Below are 17,204 nucleotides of genomic sequence, written 5' to 3'. Positions count from 1 at the left end.
CGGTATTATTGCAGTTGTCTGATAACCGGGATAAAAAAGGATTAACAGGCAGCGGGCGTAATGCATAAGCTGTTTTTTGTTAAGAGACGATTTGAATCAACTGTTTGGGAGGGTTTTAAATACCTGACGGATTGCATTGCTCATTTTTTTTAAAAATGAGAATAACATACATATAGGCAATGAAAAAAACAGAAAGCGATACTTTTAAAAATGTTTATTAAGGGCTTAAAAGTTGTGAGATAAAAACGGTATTTTAACTATCGTTTAATTATTATATTTGCATTCATAAAAAGAAAAACAAATGCTGAATAATAAATCAATATTAATCACCGGAGGTACAGGATCTTTAGGGAAGGAGCTTACGAAAACAATCTTACAAAAATGGCCAGATGTTAAGAGACTTGTTATTTACTCAAGAGACGAGCAAAAACAATTTCAGATGGCACAAGAATTTCCGGAATCAGAATATCCTGCAATCAGATACTTCATTGGTGATGTTAGAGATTTAGAACGATTGAAGAGAGCTTTTAACGGGATTGATTATGTAATTCATGCAGCAGCAATGAAGCATGTGCACATCGCAGAATATAATCCGGATGAATGTGTCAAAACAAATATTGGCGGAGCCGAAAATGTAATAAAAGCATGTTTGTCGTCTAATGTAACTAAAGTAGTTGCCCTATCTACAGATAAAGCCTGCGCGCCAATTAATTTATATGGAGCAACGAAACTTACTTCCGATAAACTTTTTATAGCGGCTAATAATATAAAAGGACAGCAGGATATTAAATTCTCTGTTGTGCGATATGGTAATGTAATGGGATCTAACGGGTCTGTGATTCCATTTTTTATGAATAAAAGAAAAGAAGGAATTTTGCCTATCACGGATGTCAATATGACCCGTTTTAATATTTCGCTTCAGGATGGAGTTGCAATGGTTCTTCACGCTTTAGATACAGCCTGGGGCGGAGAATTATTTGTGCCTAAAATACCGTCATACAGAATTTTAGATGTTGCACAGGCAATCGGTCCGGAATGTGAACATAAGATTTGCGGAATACGTCCGGGTGAAAAAATTCACGAAGAAATGATTACCGCTTCCGATTCTTTTACCACTTATGATTTGGGGAAATACTATGTGATCCTTCCTCAGGTAACCAATTGGGATCTGGATGAGTATAAAACAGCGTTTAATGCAAAGCAGGTTCCTTTAGGATTTAATTATACCTCGGGTGATAATGAAGAATGGGAAACAGTAGAGAGTCTGAGAGAATTGATAAAAGAACACTTATACCCTGATTTTAAAGTATAACGATGATACCATACGGAAAACAAAATATAACAGAAGAAGATATTAAGGTTGTAAGTGAGGCTTTAAAAGGAGATTTCCTTACACAGGGACCTAAAATATTAGAATTTGAGAAAGCTTTTGCAGCATACATTGGTTGTCAATATGCTGTTGCTGTTTCAAATGGAACAGCCGCATTACATTTATCGGCATTAGCACTTAATGTAGCGCAGGGACAAAAGGTAATAACAGCACCAATTACTTTTGCTGCTTCCGCAAATTGTGTGAGATATTGCGGTGGTGAAGTGGTTTTTTCCGATATAGACGAAGAAAGCTATTTGCTGGATATTGAGAAAGTTGAAAAATTGCTGCAAGCGTCTCCTAAAGGAACTTATCAGGGAATTATTCCGGTAGATTTTGCCGGAAGAGCCGTTAATCTGGAAGCTTTTAGAAAATTAGCCGATGAATATGGTTTGTGGATTATTGAAGATGCATGCCATGCTCCCGGTGGGTATTTTATTGACAGCAAGGGTACAAAACAAAATTGTGGAAACGGAAATTATGCCGATTTAGCCATTTTTTCGTTTCATCCGGTAAAACATATTGCTACAGGAGAAGGCGGGATGATTACAACAAATGATGAAAAGCTGTATAAAAAAATAGTAGCGCTTCGTACACACGGTATCACAAGAGAGGCGGCGAGCTTTGAGAATTCAGTAGCGTTTGCAGCCGGTCAGCCAGTTCCGGAAGGGGAGAGTTATCCGGGCTGGTATATGGAAATGCAGCATCTGGGATATAATTATCGTTTTACAGATTTTCAGGCGGCTTTAGGAATCAGTCAGTTGTCCAGAGCAGACGAGGGACTTGAAAGAAGAAGAGCGATTGCAAAAAGATATAAAGAAGCTTTTGAGGGTAAAAGTTATATTAAAGGACAATCAGATACTATAGACGGACATGCCTATCATTTGTATGTTATTGAAGTTGAAGATCGTTTAGGTTTGTATAATTACTTAAGAACGCATAATATTTTTGCTCAGATTCATTATATACCATGCCATTTAATGCCATATTACAGAGCTTTGGGATGGAAAGAGCAGGACATGCCTTTGGCAGAACAGTATTATAAGCAGTGTATAAGTCTGCCGATGTATCCCACATTAACAGATGAGGAGCAATCTTTTGTGATTGATAAAATAGCAACATATTTTACAAAATAATTTTGAAAATAACACTCGGAACGGTTCAATTCGGTATCAATTATGGTATTGCAAATACACATGGTGTACCGGCAGATGAAGAACTGAAAAGTATTCTTGCAATAGCAAAGGAACATGATATCAACTATTTGGATACTGCGCATGCTTATGGTAATGCAGAGGAACGTCTTGGGCTATTTTCAGAAAACAGGTTTAATATCATCACAAAATTCCCGGCTGTAAAAACAAATGATGAATTGCAGAATGTTCTTTCGCTGTCTTTAGATAAGTTAAACTGTTCAGCCGTTTATGGTTATCTGGCTCATAACGCTGATACATTAATCGAAAATCCTTTTTTATGGGAAACGTTATTAAAGGCAAAAGCGGAAAAGAAAATTAATAAAATAGGATTTTCACTTTACAGTCCGGAGCAGTTGGAGCGCCTTATAGCACTAAATTGTATTCCGGATATCGTACAGCTGCCGTATAGCATTCTGGATAGAAAGTTTGCGAATAAATTTCAGGTATTAAAAGGATTTGGGACAGAAATTCATGTTCGTTCCGTTTTTTTACAGGGATTATACTTTATGGATCCGGAAGGATTGCCGGAAAAACTGAGCGATTTAAAACCGGCATTACTGGAATTACATAATATCTGTAAAGAAAATAATGTAACCGTTAGCGATGTAGCTTTGAATTATGCTGTTGCAAACCCGTTTATAGACCAGGTTGTTATTGGCGTTGATACCACTGCTCAATTAAAAGAAAATATCCGGGCAGTTTCAGATTGGCGTCCGGAAAACGACCTGTTTGCAAGGATAGAAACGATTGCGATTAAAAATAAAACATTACTAAATCCTGTTAACTGGTGAAAATAATCGGAGTAACACAAGCAAGAATCGGCTCTTCGCGTTTGCCTGGAAAAGTATTACTGACCATAAACGATATACCCTTATTAGCCTATCATTTAACACGTGCTGGAAAATCAGTATTGGTCAACAAATGGTTGGTCGCGACAACAAATGAAGAGGGATCAGATGCGATTTGTAATATTGCGGCAAATCTGAATATTGAAAGCTATAAAGGAAGTTTAAACGATGTTCTGGACAGGTTTTATAGCGCTGTAAAAGATGAAAAACCTGATTATGTCGTTCGGATCACTTCCGATTGTCCGTTGATTGATCCGGTTCTAATAGATGAAACCATCCGGTTTTGTTTGGAAAACAAACTGGATTATCATTCAAATCAATCTCAGGAAGCTTATCCGGACGGACTGGACGTTGAGGTTTTTAGTTTTAAAGCACTGGAAGAAGCCTGGGAGTTAGCTACTGCTATTGCAGACAGAGAACATGTAACGCCATACATCAGAAGAAATACACAAACTAAAATTGCCAATGAAAATATCGATAAAGCGTATGCTTCATTGCGAATCACTGTTGATGAGCCATCCGATTTTGAGGTGGTCAGACATTTAATAGAAACTTTAGGATCCGATTTGCCATGGCAGACCTATGCGGATTATTTAGTACAACATAAAACAATTCAGAATATTAATCATTCTATTTTTAGAAACGAAGGTTATATGAAAAGTAAATTTAACGAAATAGCGCTAAGAAATATTACAAATTTCAAAGCTTCAGATGAATATAGAAAAGCAATTCACAAGCTGATTCCCGGAGGAAGTCATACTTATTCGAAAGGAGACGATCAGTTCCCGATTTTATCGCCAGCAGCCATTGCAAGAGGCAAAGGCTCGCATATATGGGATGTAGACGGAAATGAGTTTTTAGATTGCTCAATGGGATTAACCAGTGTTAGCTTAGGTCATGCCTATAGCCCGGTACTTGATGCCGTTAAGGAAGAATTGGAAAACGGAGTCAATTTTCAACGTCCTTCTGCTTTAGAAAAAGAAATGGCCGAAACCTTTTTAGAATTGGTTCCCGGGCATGACATGATTAAGTTTTCAAAAAACGGATCTATTGTTACGACTGCAGCAGTTAAACTTGCAAGAGCAAAAACAGGACGGAACCTAATAGCGTTTCCCGGTGATCACCCGTTTTATAGTTATGATGATTGGTTTATTGGTTCTACAGCTTGCAACAAAGGAATACCGGAAGATATTTCTAAACTGTCTGTAACGTTTGAATCGTTTAATATAGAATCCTTAAAAAGGCTGTTTGAGCAATACCCGAATCAAATTGCCTGTGTTATTACCGAACCGGAAAAAGGAAACTATCCACATTTGAATAATCCGGATTTTAAAGTAGAAACCTTTTTAAAAGAAGCCATTGAACTTTGTCATGCCAATGGAGCATTATTTATTGCCGATGAGATGGTAACCGGTTTTAAAACCGATTTTCCGGGAACAATTACAAAATTCAACCTTGTACCCGATATGGCTACCTGGGGGAAAGGGATCGCAAATGGATTTTCATTTTGTGCCTTGACCGGAACCAAAGAGGTTATGGAATTAGGAGGCATTACACGCGAAGGAGAAGAAAAAGTATTTTTAATATCGACTACGCATGGTGGCGAAACACATGGTTTGGCCGCTGCAATAGCCACAATAAAAGAATACCGGGAAAAAGATGTAATTGCACACAACCATCAAATTGGAAAGAAACTATCCGATTTATGCAAACAATTGGTGATCGAAAATGAATTAACGGATTATGTAGAAGTTGTAGCAGCAGATTGGATGCCATTTTTTGTTTTTAAAGATAATAACAAAGTATTCAGCCAGGGATATAGAACACTTTTTATGCAGGAAATGATAAAAAGAGGAGTATTGTTCCAGGGGGCATTCGTACCCTGCTTTTCTCATACAGAAGACGATGTGTATTACTTTGCTAAAGCCTTTGGAGAATCATTGGAAATATACAAACAGGCATTAAAAGAAGGATACGAACAATTTTTGATTGGTAATCCTGCAAAAGCTGTTTTCAGAAAAACATTATAAATATGAATATCTATATAAGAGTTGATGGAAATTCGCAAATAGGATTGGGGCACTTAATACGGTGTTTTGCATTGGCACAAATGCTTCAATCCGATTTTTCAATCACTTTTGTGTGTAGATGTATTCCGGATAAAATAAAAAAGGATCTGGAAGAGGCGCGTTTTCAATTGCTGGAAATTGAAAATGAAGCCGTTTTTTTGAGTTTACCAACAAAGAATGACATTGTTGTTCTGGATGGTTATCATTTTGATTTAGCATATCAGGAAAGTATAAAAAATACAGCGGCAACATTAGTTTGCATTGATGATCTGTTTGATAAAGAGTATGTTGCAGACCTTATCATTAATCATGCGCCTAATGTTAACCCGGGTAACTATAATGCACTTGTAACGACTCAATTTGCATTAGGACCGGAATATGCCCTATTAAGACCGTTGTTTTTAGAGCAGGCAAGAAATAAGAAAGCGGTTGCAAACCTGGAAACCGTTTTTATCTGTTTCGGAGGTTCAGACTTTAAAAATCTTACGGAAAAGACAGTCGCTACAATAACGGCATTTCCTGTTTTTAAACGGATTATTGTTGTTACCGGAGTTGCATTTGAACAGATAAACAAGCTGAAAACCGTTATTGATTCTGATAAAAGAATTGAACATTTTCACGGTATTGATGAGAGAAAGATAATGGAGCTTATGGTGGCATCAGATTTGGCAGTTGTACCTTCAAGTGGAATTTTAAATGAAGTGCTTTCGGTAGGCTGCAATGTGATTTCCGGGACTTATGTTGAAAATCAGAAATTTATCTATAGTGCATATAAAAATGAAAATTGTTTTTATGATGCCCATGATTTTGAACCAAAGGAATTAAACGAAGCTGTTCAAAAGGCAGTAAACAGGGTACCTTTGAATAAAAATGTTATAGATGGATTATCTGGTGAAAGGCTTTTAAAGATCTTTAAAAGGATAAAGATGCATAAGGGAATGAATTTGCGCCTGGCAACGATTGAAGACGCTGAAACTACTTTTTTATGGGCAAAAGATCCGGAAATACGTCGGTTTTCATTTAATAAAAATGAAATTTTGCGGGAAGAACATGTCGCGTGGTTCCAATCGAAGGTTAATAATCCGGAATGTATATATCTGATAGCAGAAATAGCAAATAAACCCGTAGGATCGATACGGTTTGATCGTGTAGCGGGAAATTTTGTTATAAGCTATTTATTGGGAACGGATTATCACGGATATGGATTGGGTAAAGAAATCCTTAAAAAAGGAGTAGATTATCTGAAACAGCTTGTTTCAGAAACAGGATTATCGGGTAATACAATTATTGGTTTTGTTATCAAGGATAATATTCCGTCTTTAAAAGCCTTCAGGGCATTAGGTTTTTTAGAAACTGAAGACAAAGAAAATAGTAAATTTGAAATTTCAATTGAATAATCATGACAAAGTCATTCCATATAGACACTTTTCACATTGATGAAAAAAGCCCGGTTTTTATTATTGCAGAGTTGTCTGCAAACCATAATGGCAGCCTGGATAACGCATTGGCAACAGTAAAAGCAGCCAAAAGAGCGGGTGCGGATGCCATCAAATTACAGACTTATACAGCCGATACAATAACTTTAGATGTTAAAACGGATGATTTTCGTTTAAAACAAGGAACTATCTGGGATGGAAAATACCTTTATGATCTATACAAGGAAGCTTACACACCCTGGGAATGGCATAAGGAAATATTTGAAGCAGCTAAAAAAGAAGGCTTGATTTGTTTTTCATCTCCTTTCGATTTCAGTTCGGTAGATTTACTGGAAGAACTGAATACACCGGCTTATAAAATTGCTTCTTTTGAAATTACAGACATTCCATTAATTGAGTATGTAGCATCAAAGGGAAAACCCGTTATAATTTCAACGGGAATTGCTGTACAGGAAGACATTGAGTTAGCTTTGGATGCCTGTAAAAGAAAAGGAAATACACAGGTTGCCTTATTGAAATGTACTTCCAGTTATCCAGCTCCAATAGAAGAGGCAAACATGTGTATGGTTAAGGATTTAAGCGAAAGATACGGCGTGATCAGCGGTCTTTCGGATCACACCATGGGAAGTACGGTTCCTATTGTAGCAACGGTTTTTGGCGCAAAAATCATAGAGAAACACTTTATAATTGATCGTGCCATCGGAGGACCGGATGCTTCGTTCTCAATGAATGAAGAAGAGTTTACCGCAATGGTAAAAGCGGTTAGGGAAGCTGAAAAAGCTTCCGGTACGGTAGATTATGAATTAACCGAAAAACAAGTTAAAGGAAGAGAGTTCAGCCGTTCTTTATATATTGCAGAAGATATAAAAGCCGGAGACGTTTTTACGGCTAAAAACCTGCGTTCCGTTCGTCCGGGTTTTGGAGTACATCCAAAATATTATAATGAATTAATCGGAACAAAAGCTTTGGTTGATTTAGCTAAAGGAACACCTATGCAATTAAATTTTGCAGACAATAAATAAAATTACATTTCAATATCTTTTCGAATGACCAATATAGATTCTATTTTCAATAAAACAATCCTTGTACAGACTACCTATCATCCTACGCCGCATTTAGAAACGGAGATGGAAATCGTAGAACGGCTTTTAGAACAAGGAAATACGATATATTGGCTTATCTGTAAAAGCGATTTTAAAGTATGTTTTGAAAACCCCAAACATATTGGTGTTGATTGTAAAGTTTGCTATTCCAGAGTTTTAAACAGCTCTAAATTTATACAGAAGATAAATCAGAAAGGAGAAAATCTACATGTTCTTCACTATAAAGATTTTTTAAATATGGAAGCGTTTAAAACGAAACAATTCCATGCACCTGATACTTTTGAAGATATTCAGTCATTAAAAAAATTCACATTCAAAACATACGATTCCGGAATGGCTACTGCTTCGTCTTTGGTTTCATATACAAGAAACCATGAACCGGATATAAAAGAACATAAGGATTTTATTTTTAGAGGCCTTTTAACCGGAGCCTATTTATATGAAACATTTCAATTAGTTATTGATAAGATTAAACCGGATCTGGTCATCTTCTTTAATGGAAGATTTATAGAAAACAGGCCGCTTCTGAGAGTATGCCAGGAAAGAAAACTGGACTATGCAACTCATGAAAGAGGAGGGAAAATAAATAGATTTCTATTTAGAGTCAATTCCATACCGCATTCCATACAAACCGTTTCTGAGGAAATGGAATACTTGTGGGAGAACGCCATCGATGATAAAGTCGAAATTGGTAAAATGTTCTATTTGAATAGAATAAAAAGAGTAGAAGATGCCTGGTATTCCTTTACAAAGGAACAACAGGAAGGGAATCTGCCCGCGAGTATTAATACCGACAGGAAAATTGTAACGATTTTTAACTCGTCATTAGATGAATATGAAGGCCTTGAAGGTTTCGGACCCTATTTTTACCCCAATGATAATGAAGGTATAAAAAGGATATGTGAAAGCCTGAAGGACAATGATAAGGTAAAGTTATATTTGCGTGTACATCCTAATTTAAAAGGCCTGGATAATAGTCAAAATCGATTTATAGAAAACGAGATTGAGAAAAAATACCCTTCAATAGAAATTATAAAAGCAGAAGACAGTATTGATACTTATGCACTGATTAATAAAAGTGATATCATAATCGTATTTGGTTCTACTGTAGGAGCAGAAGCTGCATTTGCCGGTAAAAATGTGATATTATTAGGGCATGCAGCCTATGAAAAGCTAAATTGTGTTTTTATTCCTAAAAACCATGAAGAAGTAATTTCCGCTATCAACGATGATAATTTTGTTTTTCCGATGATTGATAAAGAAGCGACTTTAAAATATGGTTATTGGAATGAGAGCTTTGGATTCGATTATAAATACTATGAGCCGATTAATATTGCGGGAGGTACTTACAGAGGAAAACGGATACGGGCAAGCCGAATCTGGAGAAAAGCAAGATATTATGTCAAAAAATTCTCCGGACAATAAAAGCTAACGTAACGATTTCAACATAATCACTATTCTGTCGATCCATTTTACTTTCTGATAGAAAACCTTACCGTCGGTTTTCAGATAGTTCAGGAACGATTTGTTGTATTCTTTAGATTTCCGGATAGTTCGCACTACAATTTGGGTAATCTGCTTCTCAAATGCTTTTTCGTTGTAAAGATGCTCCCTGTTGTTAATGGCAAACAAGGCTTTGGCAGCTTCAATGGTACCGATGATCGCTTCAGGCGCTAAACCTCTTTTAAAATCAAGGGCATTCAAAAAACCGTTAATGTTGGGATGGGTAGCGGCAATGCCAAAATTCTTTTCCAGCTGTGCCAGGCGGATTTTCTGTAAGGCACGATTAACATTGTCAATTTTGGTCTGACTGATATTCGTGTCATGCCAGCGGTAATCCAACAGAGATTCCGGCAGGTTTATGTATGTGGTTTCATCAAGCAGTCGGTTCCAAAGCTCATAGTCTTCGATAGGAACGAAATCATTGTCAAAACGGAAATCTTTTAACGCCTCTTTTCGAAGCATAATTGTTGGATTTCCAATAGGATTGTAGAAAAGGAAAGCCCTTTTAATGTCGGCATGCTGCGTTGGCACACTGATTAACTGGCGTTTTCCGTTTTCTCTGAAAAGCGTATAAAAAGTTGCGCAAACCCCAATTTCAGGATTTTGGGTTAAAGCGTCTATCTGTTTGGCAAAACGATCCGGTTTGGAAATATCGTCGGCATCCATTAACGCAACAAATGTACCTTGTGCCGTTTCAAAACCTTCATTTCTTAAATTGGCAGGGCCAACATTTACAACCTTATCAATAAAAACAATACGCGGGTCTTTGGCCGCATTCTTTTCAATAATCGCTTTACTGTTGTCGGTCGATTTATCGTTCAGGATCAGGAGTTCAAAATCGGAAAATGTCTGATTCAGGATACTGTCAATGGCTTCCTGCAGGTATTTTTCGGCATTGAAAACCGGCATAATTACGGATAGTGTTGGCTTTGTCATGGTAGGTAAAAGAAAGGTTCGTTTTGGAAAGTTAAGAATGTTTTTGAATTACAGCTGTATAGTAGTCTTCCGTTTCGGTCATCATCTTTTCGATACTGAAGTTTTCCACTACTGTTTTTCGGGCATTTTCTGCTATTTCGCCAGCCAGCGCCGGATTTTTGAACAAATCGCTGATATGTGTTACATAATCGTTTTCGGTTTCACAGATAAAACCGTTATTCCCCGAAACAATTACTTCTTTAAAAGAATCGATACCCGAAGTAACGACCGGTTTGGACAGCGCCAGAGCTTCCAGTAATGCCAGACTGAAATTCTCCCCTTTGGAAGGACAGATAATCACGTTGGCACTGCTGAGCAGTCTGATAATGCTTTCTTTGGGCTGATAGCCGTGGAAAATAACTTTTTCGGTTAAAGCGGCCGCTTTAATATCCTGCTGCAGTTCTTCCTGATAAGGTGTCGCTCTGCCAACATAATGTAAAGTGGCTTCCGGAAACTGCTTTGCCAGAATCTGAAACACTTTAAAAGCCGTATCGGCTCCTTTTTCGACCGAACAGTTTCCCATATAAAACAGGGAATAGGGGATTGTATTTACAGTCGTATCCCGTTGAAATTCCTGAACATTGATCCCGTTGTAAATCAGTTTGAAATCCGGAACACCAAATAGTTCCCGGTTGACCTGCTCCGAGAATTTTGAAACGGCAATTACGTTTTTAGCCTTTTTAAAGGCCTCTCTTTCGCAATGTTTCCGCCCGGCTTCCACCTTGTAATGGAAATATTTTTCCAGTACCGAAAAAGAACCGTGGCATCTTACAACATAGGGAATGGAGCTGTCCAGAAATAACGAAAGTCCTTCAAAGTCATGATTTTCAATGATATCAACGGAGAGCTGCTGTTTCTTTATAAAAGAATAGAGCTTTTTGCTGATGTCCTTTTTCTCTCTTTCATGTAACTGAAAGTGATACGGCATCAGAAAAGGAATTTTCTGGGTAATGGATCTCAGGAAATTTAAAAAAACATTCCTTTTAAACAGGCTTTTGATATAATGTACCTGAACCCCTTCGTCTTCAAAATCGATATTGGTCTTCAACACACCGAATACCTGAACCTTGTGCCCTCTTTTAACCAGTTCTTTGGCCAGTAATGCATTGAAATTACCGGTTCCGCCGCAGGGTGGCAATAAAGGGTGCTTGTATTCTCTTGTGAGGATCAGGATGTTCATATAGTTGAATTACAGTTTAAAAATTTTATTAACCCAGGTATCTATAGTGTATTGATTGTAGATCTCATCGGGTATAGGCTGATAGGGCGTTTCTAAAAAATCTTTTTCAATAACCGGATTATCTCTGTCCACAATCAGGATGTTCTGCGGATTGTAAAACGGATATTTGGTGATGGATTTATTATCCGTAATCAGTTTTTTCTGCATTCCCATGGCTTCAAAAACCCTGAAACTCAGTCCGGTTTGCCTGTTTTGGACAATGTCAAAAATAACTTCGGCTTCGGCATATAGTTTTAACAGCTGTTTCAGTCTGATTTTTTTAGACTGGAATTTTAAAAGCTTGTTGGTTTTCAGATCTGCTGCTGCTTTAGAATTGAATTTCAGCTTTTTAAACCGCATATTATGGCTCACAAAAATGAAATTGAACGGATACTGCATTTTTTCCAGCTGGTTCGCAATAGCATTGTATACCGGGAAGCGTTTATCGAAAGAAGAAACGGTTATCGCTTTGTATTTTGGTTTTTCGGCAGGAATTTCCTGCTTGTCAAAATAGATGTAGTTATTCATTTTGGTGAAGTTGTTGGCTTTCGCATCTTCTTCATCAAAAGAATAAATCTCATCAAATAAATCGGCTTTCAGCAAATGATCTACAGGACACCGGTGCAGGCTGTCGTATAAATAAGCGATATATTTTTTGGTATGCTGTTTAATTTGTTGGTGATAAGCCAGTTCAATAACATCGGGATTGATAACCAGGATAATATCATGCATGCCGTTTTTCTGAAGTTCGGCAAGGATATGTTCCTGTTTTTTCTTTGTCTTTAAGTTTATTCTCAGGAATATTTTAGAGAATGAGTTAATGACCCTAGATAATAAATTGGCATGTTTATAACTTCCTAGATTGATATGATAGGCATCAATATTTTTATGCTGTAATGACTTGATAATGTATTTGTCATACTGCCAGTTATCGAAGCTTATCAAACAAATTTTTTTGTTCATCAGGGTATGTTAATTAAAAAAATAAAAGTTTTATTATCTATGACTTATATCGTGAGAATCAGTTATATATTTTGTTTTTGGGTTATTTTTAACGATTTATAGGTGTGGTGTACACTTAAAGCCTGTAAATAGGAAAGAATAAACCCGCTTTTCCCGTCTAAAATTCCCAGACGGAGCAGATATGCTCTTATGAATTTAAAAACGGTTTTCAGGTAATGCGTGAAAATGCTGTATTTTTTTCCTTTCAGGAAAAGCTCTTTCCCTTTTAATACACCGTAATTAATCATTTTCTTTTTATAAACCTCATAGTTGTCGTAGGAATAATGCAGTAGTTTGTTTTTCAATATGCCTACTGTTCCGTCCACTTTTAAGGTTTCATGTACCAGCCTTTCAGGGATATAATGGGCTTTTTCCTTTTTAAAGAGTCTGTAATTTTTATCGGTTTGAGTACCGGAAAAATGTATCGGTTTTTGGTTAAAATAGAATTTTCTCAGGAAAAAATAAGCATCCCTGGTTTCCGGTTTGTTTACCTCATTCAGGATTTCTTCTTTTAATTCCGGAGTAATTCTTTCATCGGCATCTAAAAATAAGACCCAGTTGTTGGAAGCATTTTTAAGAGCCAGATTCCGCTGCGAAGTATAGTCTAAAAATTTGTTCTGAATGACTTTTACTTTTGGATAAGAGGCAGCAATTTCAACAGTACGGTCACTGCTGAAAGAATCCAGTACAATAATTTCCTCTACGAAATCCAGACATTCGATAACTTCCCGAATGTTTTTCTCTTCGTTGAAGGTGATTATCAAACCACTGATCTTGACGTTATTGTTTTGTGACATTACAATGTTATTTAACTTCTTTTTACGATGATATAGTTTTTGTATTCAAACAAACGCATACCGGTTAAATCTTCAATTTTAGCTAAAAATTTTCTTCTGAAGTTTAAATTGCTGCTTAATTTTGTCGGATCAAATGAAAATTTCCAGTTGCTGCGGGAAACCCTGTCCTGAAAAACTTTTGGATGGGTGCCTTTAAAGTTTAATAACCTTTCGGCATTTCCATAGTCAAATTGATAATTTTCATTATAGGTTTTGTCAATCCATTCATCATCGCTGTTATAAAAACGACCGGTATTTTTTACTTTGGTTTTCAGGCCGCTTGGCGGTTTTACCCAGCCATAGTGATAAATGGATGCGTCAATATGCTTTACTTTTAATTTTTCTCCTTTATAGCGGAATCCCTGTGCGTCTTTATAAGACTGCATTCCGGGTAAATTCCGGATCACCCTGATCTCTCTGCGGTACCATCTTCTGGAGTGGGCATAATAATCGTAAGAACCGTAAAAATGGGTGTAATTGAATAATAATCCTTGCACCTGATCGTCATTCAGGCAGATCTCCATCTCTTTTTTAATGGTATCCAGGTATTTTTCATGTACACATTCGTCACCCTGAATATAAAATGCCCAGTCCATATCCGGACTAATTGCGTGAAAAGCCTTATCGGTTTCCAGAGCAAACGTTTTTCCGCCTTCACGAACCGTATCATCCCAAACAGTCTGGATGATTCTGATTTTAGGGGAGTTGATACTTTTAATCAGATCTAGTGTAGTATCAGTGGAATTTCCATGTGCTACAACGAATTCATCACAAATTGGCAATATAGACGTGATGGCCTCTACAATGGAGTAATCGTTTTGGACCGCATTGCGGATAAAAGTAAAACCGGCGACTTTCATGTGGGGGGATTTTTTTCTGTTTATGATTCGTTCTGTAAAACGAAACTATTGATTTTTTTTTAAAGAGAATTATACAACGTTATTATTTTATCAGCAATCACGGAATCGTTAAATTTCTGTACAAACATATAACCTTTTTCCGTTATCTCTTTTCTTAATTCGGCATCATTTAAAAGTAATTCTATTTTTGAGGCTATTTCGGCACTATTTGTCGGATCAGCATAAATACTGTCAGGGCCACCTGCTTCCGGGAAAACACCGGAATTAGTAGTAATAACAGGTGTTCTGGAATATAAAGCCTCTACAATCGGGATTCCGAAGCCTTCAAATAGGGACGGGTAAATAAAAATGGTAGCCAGCTGGTAAGTAATGGCTAATTCTTTGCTGCTTAACCCTTTCAGGAAAATAACTTTTTCCTGGAGCTGATGTGTTTCGATATATTTTTTGACTTCTTTGGTATAGGCCGTTTCGCCGCCGATAATAACCAGATGCGTATCGATATTTTTAATGGCTTTTACAGCGATAAGGACATTTTTCCGGGCTTCCACCGTACCGACATTCAGCACAAACTGTTTGGGTAAATGGAATTTCTCCGCTACTGCCTGTTTTTCCGTTTCGGTAAAGCTTTCTTTAAAGACATCCTGGCAGCCCTGATAGATAACGTCTATTTTGGACGCCGGGACAGACAGGAAACGGATAATATCCTCCTTTGTCTGCTCACTGATGGCAATTACCCTGTCGGCATTTTTAGCCGCCTTTTTGAACTTATAAAAATGTATTTTCCGGTCAAAGTAGGAGTAAAACTCCGGATAACGCATGAAAATTAAATCATGAATGGTTACCGTACTTTTAATACCCGCTTTTTTGAGGCCGGATGGTAATTCACCGGACAGTCCGTGAAATATTCTGATCCCGTCTTTTTTCAGATCGGAAACAATGGTAAACTGCCGCCAGATATTATAAAATTTGCGGTTGAACCAGCCTGTCGGCAATTTTTCGGAAATATTCTCGGCTTCTGTAGTGAAAAGCTTTTTTCCGGCGGGTTTCGGGTTGTAAAGGAAATAGCTGTTTTCCGGGTAAAAATGACTCAGAATACGCACCAAATCCCGGCTGTAGTTGCCTAAACCTGTCCGGTTGTGAAAAACACGTTTGGCTTCATATCCGATAGCAAGCTTTCCGCCGGACCGAGCCGACAGTTTTTCGTGCAGTTGCTGTAAATAAACATAGCGCATATAAACGTGCTGTGACATTATTTTTGCCAAAGATATTCCCTGGGCTCCATTTAAAAAACCAAACTCGATTATATAATGTTTAAAAAAACGAAAAGCCGGTTTGATATAAAAATGGAAAGCATTCGGTTTTTTATCTCTCAGGAAAAGCTCCTGCGCTCTCAGCCTGGAGTATTGCAGCCGCTTTCCTAAAAAGTTTTCTTTATTTTTAAAAGAATAATGATGGATGATCTCTTTTAAAATACCGGTTTTTCCGTTTGAAATCAGTTGCTCGTGCACTAATTTATCGGAATATTTACACTTTGATTTTTTAAATAAACGAATGGCTTTATCCTGATTCTGACCGCCGTAAAACATGGGCTTTTCAGAATAATAAAACGTTCTTTTTACCCAAAAGGCAACTTCTTCCGTACCGGAAGCAACGATAGCTTTAATTTCCCGGATTCCGTTTTCGGTAACGCGTTCATCGGCATCAAAAAAGGTAATCCAGTCGTTTGAAGCTAAGCCAATAGCAAAATTACGCTGACTTGAAAAATCATCGAATTCGCGCTGTACGACCTTAACATGCGGAAAATCTTCGGCAATTATGCTTAAGGTTTTATCGCTGCTGTAGGAGTCAACTACAATTATTTCATCTGCAAAAGACATATTGTGGAGGTAATCCCGAATATTGTCTTCTTCATTTAAAATTATGGCTAACGCCGATATTTTTGGGTTAACATTCATTTCATTATATAGCAACGTCGTACTCTCTAAGGGCGTTGTTCAATGATGTTTTTAAATCTGTTGAAGGTTTTCTTGTTCCGATGATTAAAGCGCAGGGAACCTGGTATTCGCCGGCTGCAAATTTTTTGGTATAACTACCCGGAATCACAACCGAACGCGCCGGAACCACACCTTTCATTTCTACGGGTGTTTCACCGGTAACATCGATAATTTTGGTAGATGCTGTCAGGCATACGTTAGCGCCTAATACCGCTTCTTTTTCCACGCGAACGCCTTCTACAACAATACATCTGGAGCCGATAAAAGCACCGTCTTCAATGATTACCGGAGCTGCCTGTAACGGTTCTAATACACCGCCAATACCAACACCGCCGCTCAGGTGGACGTGTTTCCCGATTTGGGCACAGCTTCCAACGGTTGCCCAGGTATCTACCATCGTTCCTTCATCTACATAAGCACCAATATTAACATAACTCGGCATTAAAATAACACCACTGGAAATATAGGCACCGTGTCTGGCTACGGCATTCGGAACCACACGGATTCCTTTTTCGGCATACCCTCTTTTTAAAGGCATTTTGTCGTGATATTCAAATATTCCTGCCTCCAAAGTCTCCATTTTCTGGATCGGGAAGTACATTACTACAGCTTTTTTTACCCACTCGTTTACCTGCCATCCCTCCGTTACAGGCTCGGCAACTCGTAGTTTTCCGGAATCCAGTAATTCGATAACTTCCCGGATAGCGTTGGTGGTTTTTTCTTCCTGTAATAACGCACGGTTTTCCCATGCTTGCTCAATTATAGACTGTAAGGCATTCATAAAATTCGATTTT

14 protein-coding genes are annotated in these 17,204 nt (G+C 37.6%); 7 read left to right on the top strand and 7 right to left on the bottom strand.

From position 1 onward, the window contains the following. The first annotated feature begins 301 nt into the window (after positions 1 to 301). The 7 genes from pseB to BGO42_RS15990 are packed head-to-tail and all read left to right on the top strand — an operon-like array spanning position 302 to position 9,446. Positions 302 to 1,312 carry a UDP-N-acetylglucosamine 4,6-dehydratase (inverting) gene (gene pseB, locus BGO42_RS16020; protein ID WP_177735523.1) on the top strand — a complete coding sequence of 337 codons (1,011 nt, stop codon included), beginning with the start codon at positions 302 to 304 and terminating at the stop codon, positions 1,310 to 1,312. A gap of 2 nt (positions 1,313 to 1,314) precedes the next feature. Further along, the gene (gene pseC, locus BGO42_RS16015) at positions 1,315 to 2,505 is read left to right on the top strand and encodes a UDP-4-amino-4,6-dideoxy-N-acetyl-beta-L-altrosamine transaminase (protein WP_177735513.1); all 1,191 of its coding nucleotides are present in this window, start codon (positions 1,315 to 1,317) and stop codon (positions 2,503 to 2,505) included. Between the two features lie 2 nt (positions 2,506 to 2,507). Continuing rightward, positions 2,508 to 3,356 (top strand): aldo/keto reductase, encoded by an 849-nt coding sequence (locus BGO42_RS16010; RefSeq protein WP_273243624.1) that lies wholly within the window; start codon positions 2,508 to 2,510, stop codon positions 3,354 to 3,356. Then, positions 3,353 to 5,443 carry a glutamate-1-semialdehyde 2,1-aminomutase gene (locus tag BGO42_RS16005; protein WP_273243622.1) on the top strand — a complete coding sequence of 697 codons (2,091 nt, stop codon included), beginning with the start codon at positions 3,353 to 3,355 and terminating at the stop codon, positions 5,441 to 5,443. Before BGO42_RS16010 ends, BGO42_RS16005 begins: the two co-directional genes overlap by 4 nt. A gap of 2 nt (positions 5,444 to 5,445) precedes the next feature. Then, positions 5,446 to 6,879, top strand: a complete 1,434-nt coding sequence (pseG, locus tag BGO42_RS16000; protein WP_273243621.1) for a UDP-2,4-diacetamido-2,4,6-trideoxy-beta-L-altropyranose hydrolase — start codon at positions 5,446 to 5,448, stop codon at positions 6,877 to 6,879. Positions 6,880 to 6,881: 2 nt separating this feature from the next. Continuing rightward, positions 6,882 to 7,940, top strand: coding sequence for a pseudaminic acid synthase (pseI, locus tag BGO42_RS15995; RefSeq protein WP_177735505.1), 1,059 nt, complete (start codon positions 6,882 to 6,884; stop codon positions 7,938 to 7,940). Between the two features lie 24 nt (positions 7,941 to 7,964). Next, positions 7,965 to 9,446 (top strand): capsular polysaccharide export protein, LipB/KpsS family, encoded by a 1,482-nt coding sequence (locus BGO42_RS15990; RefSeq protein ID WP_273243618.1) that lies wholly within the window; start codon positions 7,965 to 7,967, stop codon positions 9,444 to 9,446. Positions 9,447 to 9,449: 3 nt separating this feature from the next. Here BGO42_RS15990 and BGO42_RS15985 read toward each other — a convergent pair whose 3' ends face one another. The 7 genes from BGO42_RS15985 to BGO42_RS15950 form a co-directional block, all read right to left on the bottom strand. Then, entirely contained in the window at positions 9,450 to 10,460 is a 1,011-nt protein-coding gene (locus tag BGO42_RS15985; RefSeq protein WP_273243617.1) for a glycosyltransferase family 2 protein, read from the bottom strand. A 31-nt stretch (positions 10,461 to 10,491) separates the two neighbouring features. Beyond that, on the bottom strand, positions 10,492 to 11,679 hold the full coding sequence (locus tag BGO42_RS15980) for a glycosyltransferase family 4 protein (RefSeq protein ID WP_273243615.1): 1,188 nt from the start codon (positions 11,677 to 11,679) through the stop codon (positions 10,492 to 10,494). A gap of 9 nt (positions 11,680 to 11,688) precedes the next feature. Beyond that, a complete protein-coding gene (locus tag BGO42_RS15975) occupies positions 11,689 to 12,681 on the bottom strand; it encodes a WaaS/CpsH family glycosyltransferase (RefSeq protein WP_177735497.1) in 993 nt (330 codons plus the stop codon). 62 nt (positions 12,682 to 12,743) lie between these two features. Further along, positions 12,744 to 13,517 carry a glycosyltransferase family 2 protein gene (locus BGO42_RS15970; protein WP_273243613.1) on the bottom strand — a complete coding sequence of 258 codons (774 nt, stop codon included), beginning with the start codon at positions 13,515 to 13,517 and terminating at the stop codon, positions 12,744 to 12,746. A gap of 11 nt (positions 13,518 to 13,528) precedes the next feature. Beyond that, positions 13,529 to 14,416: a glycosyltransferase family protein gene (locus BGO42_RS15965; protein WP_177735493.1), complete on the bottom strand. Its 888-nt coding sequence runs from the start codon at positions 14,414 to 14,416 to the stop codon at positions 13,529 to 13,531. Positions 14,417 to 14,475: 59 nt separating this feature from the next. Next, entirely contained in the window at positions 14,476 to 16,371 is a 1,896-nt protein-coding gene (locus BGO42_RS17940) for a glycosyltransferase (RefSeq protein ID WP_337955174.1), read from the bottom strand. A gap of 4 nt (positions 16,372 to 16,375) precedes the next feature. Then, positions 16,376 to 17,191 (bottom strand): 2,3,4,5-tetrahydropyridine-2,6-dicarboxylate N-succinyltransferase, encoded by an 816-nt coding sequence (locus tag BGO42_RS15950; RefSeq protein WP_273243610.1) that lies wholly within the window; start codon positions 17,189 to 17,191, stop codon positions 16,376 to 16,378. Positions 17,192 to 17,204 lie beyond the last annotated feature (13 nt).

The organism is Flavobacterium sp. 40-81 (assembly GCF_001898245.1).
Lineage (GTDB): Bacteria > Bacteroidota > Bacteroidia > Flavobacteriales > Flavobacteriaceae > Flavobacterium > Flavobacterium inviolabile.
The sequence above is the reverse complement of the archived record's forward strand: the minus strand, read 5'-3'. Positions and strand labels throughout refer to the sequence as shown.

Bases quoted from the DNA above. Each gene is read 5' to 3' on its own strand.
- pseB (WP_177735523.1), top strand. From the start codon at position 302: ATGCTGAATAATAAATCAATATTAATCACCGGAGGTACAGGATCTTTA.
- pseC (WP_177735513.1), top strand. From the start codon at position 1,315: ATGATACCATACGGAAAACAAAATATAACAGAAGAAGATATTAAGGTT.
- pseG (WP_273243621.1), top strand. From the start codon at position 5,446: ATGAATATCTATATAAGAGTTGATGGAAATTCGCAAATAGGATTGGGG.
- pseI (WP_177735505.1), top strand. From the start codon at position 6,882: ATGACAAAGTCATTCCATATAGACACTTTTCACATTGATGAAAAAAGC.
- BGO42_RS15990 (WP_273243618.1), top strand. From the start codon at position 7,965: ATGACCAATATAGATTCTATTTTCAATAAAACAATCCTTGTACAGACT.
- BGO42_RS15985 (WP_273243617.1), bottom strand. From the start codon at position 10,460: ATGACAAAGCCAACACTATCCGTAATTATGCCGGTTTTCAATGCCGAA.
- BGO42_RS15980 (WP_273243615.1), bottom strand. From the start codon at position 11,679: ATGAACATCCTGATCCTCACAAGAGAATACAAGCACCCTTTATTGCCA.
- BGO42_RS15975 (WP_177735497.1), bottom strand. From the start codon at position 12,681: ATGAACAAAAAAATTTGTTTGATAAGCTTCGATAACTGGCAGTATGAC.
- BGO42_RS15970 (WP_273243613.1), bottom strand. From the start codon at position 13,517: ATGTCACAAAACAATAACGTCAAGATCAGTGGTTTGATAATCACCTTC.
- BGO42_RS15965 (WP_177735493.1), bottom strand. From the start codon at position 14,416: ATGAAAGTCGCCGGTTTTACTTTTATCCGCAATGCGGTCCAAAACGAT.
- BGO42_RS17940 (WP_337955174.1), bottom strand. From the start codon at position 16,371: ATGAATGTTAACCCAAAAATATCGGCGTTAGCCATAATTTTAAATGAA.
- BGO42_RS15950 (WP_273243610.1), bottom strand. From the start codon at position 17,191: ATGAATGCCTTACAGTCTATAATTGAGCAAGCATGGGAAAACCGTGCG.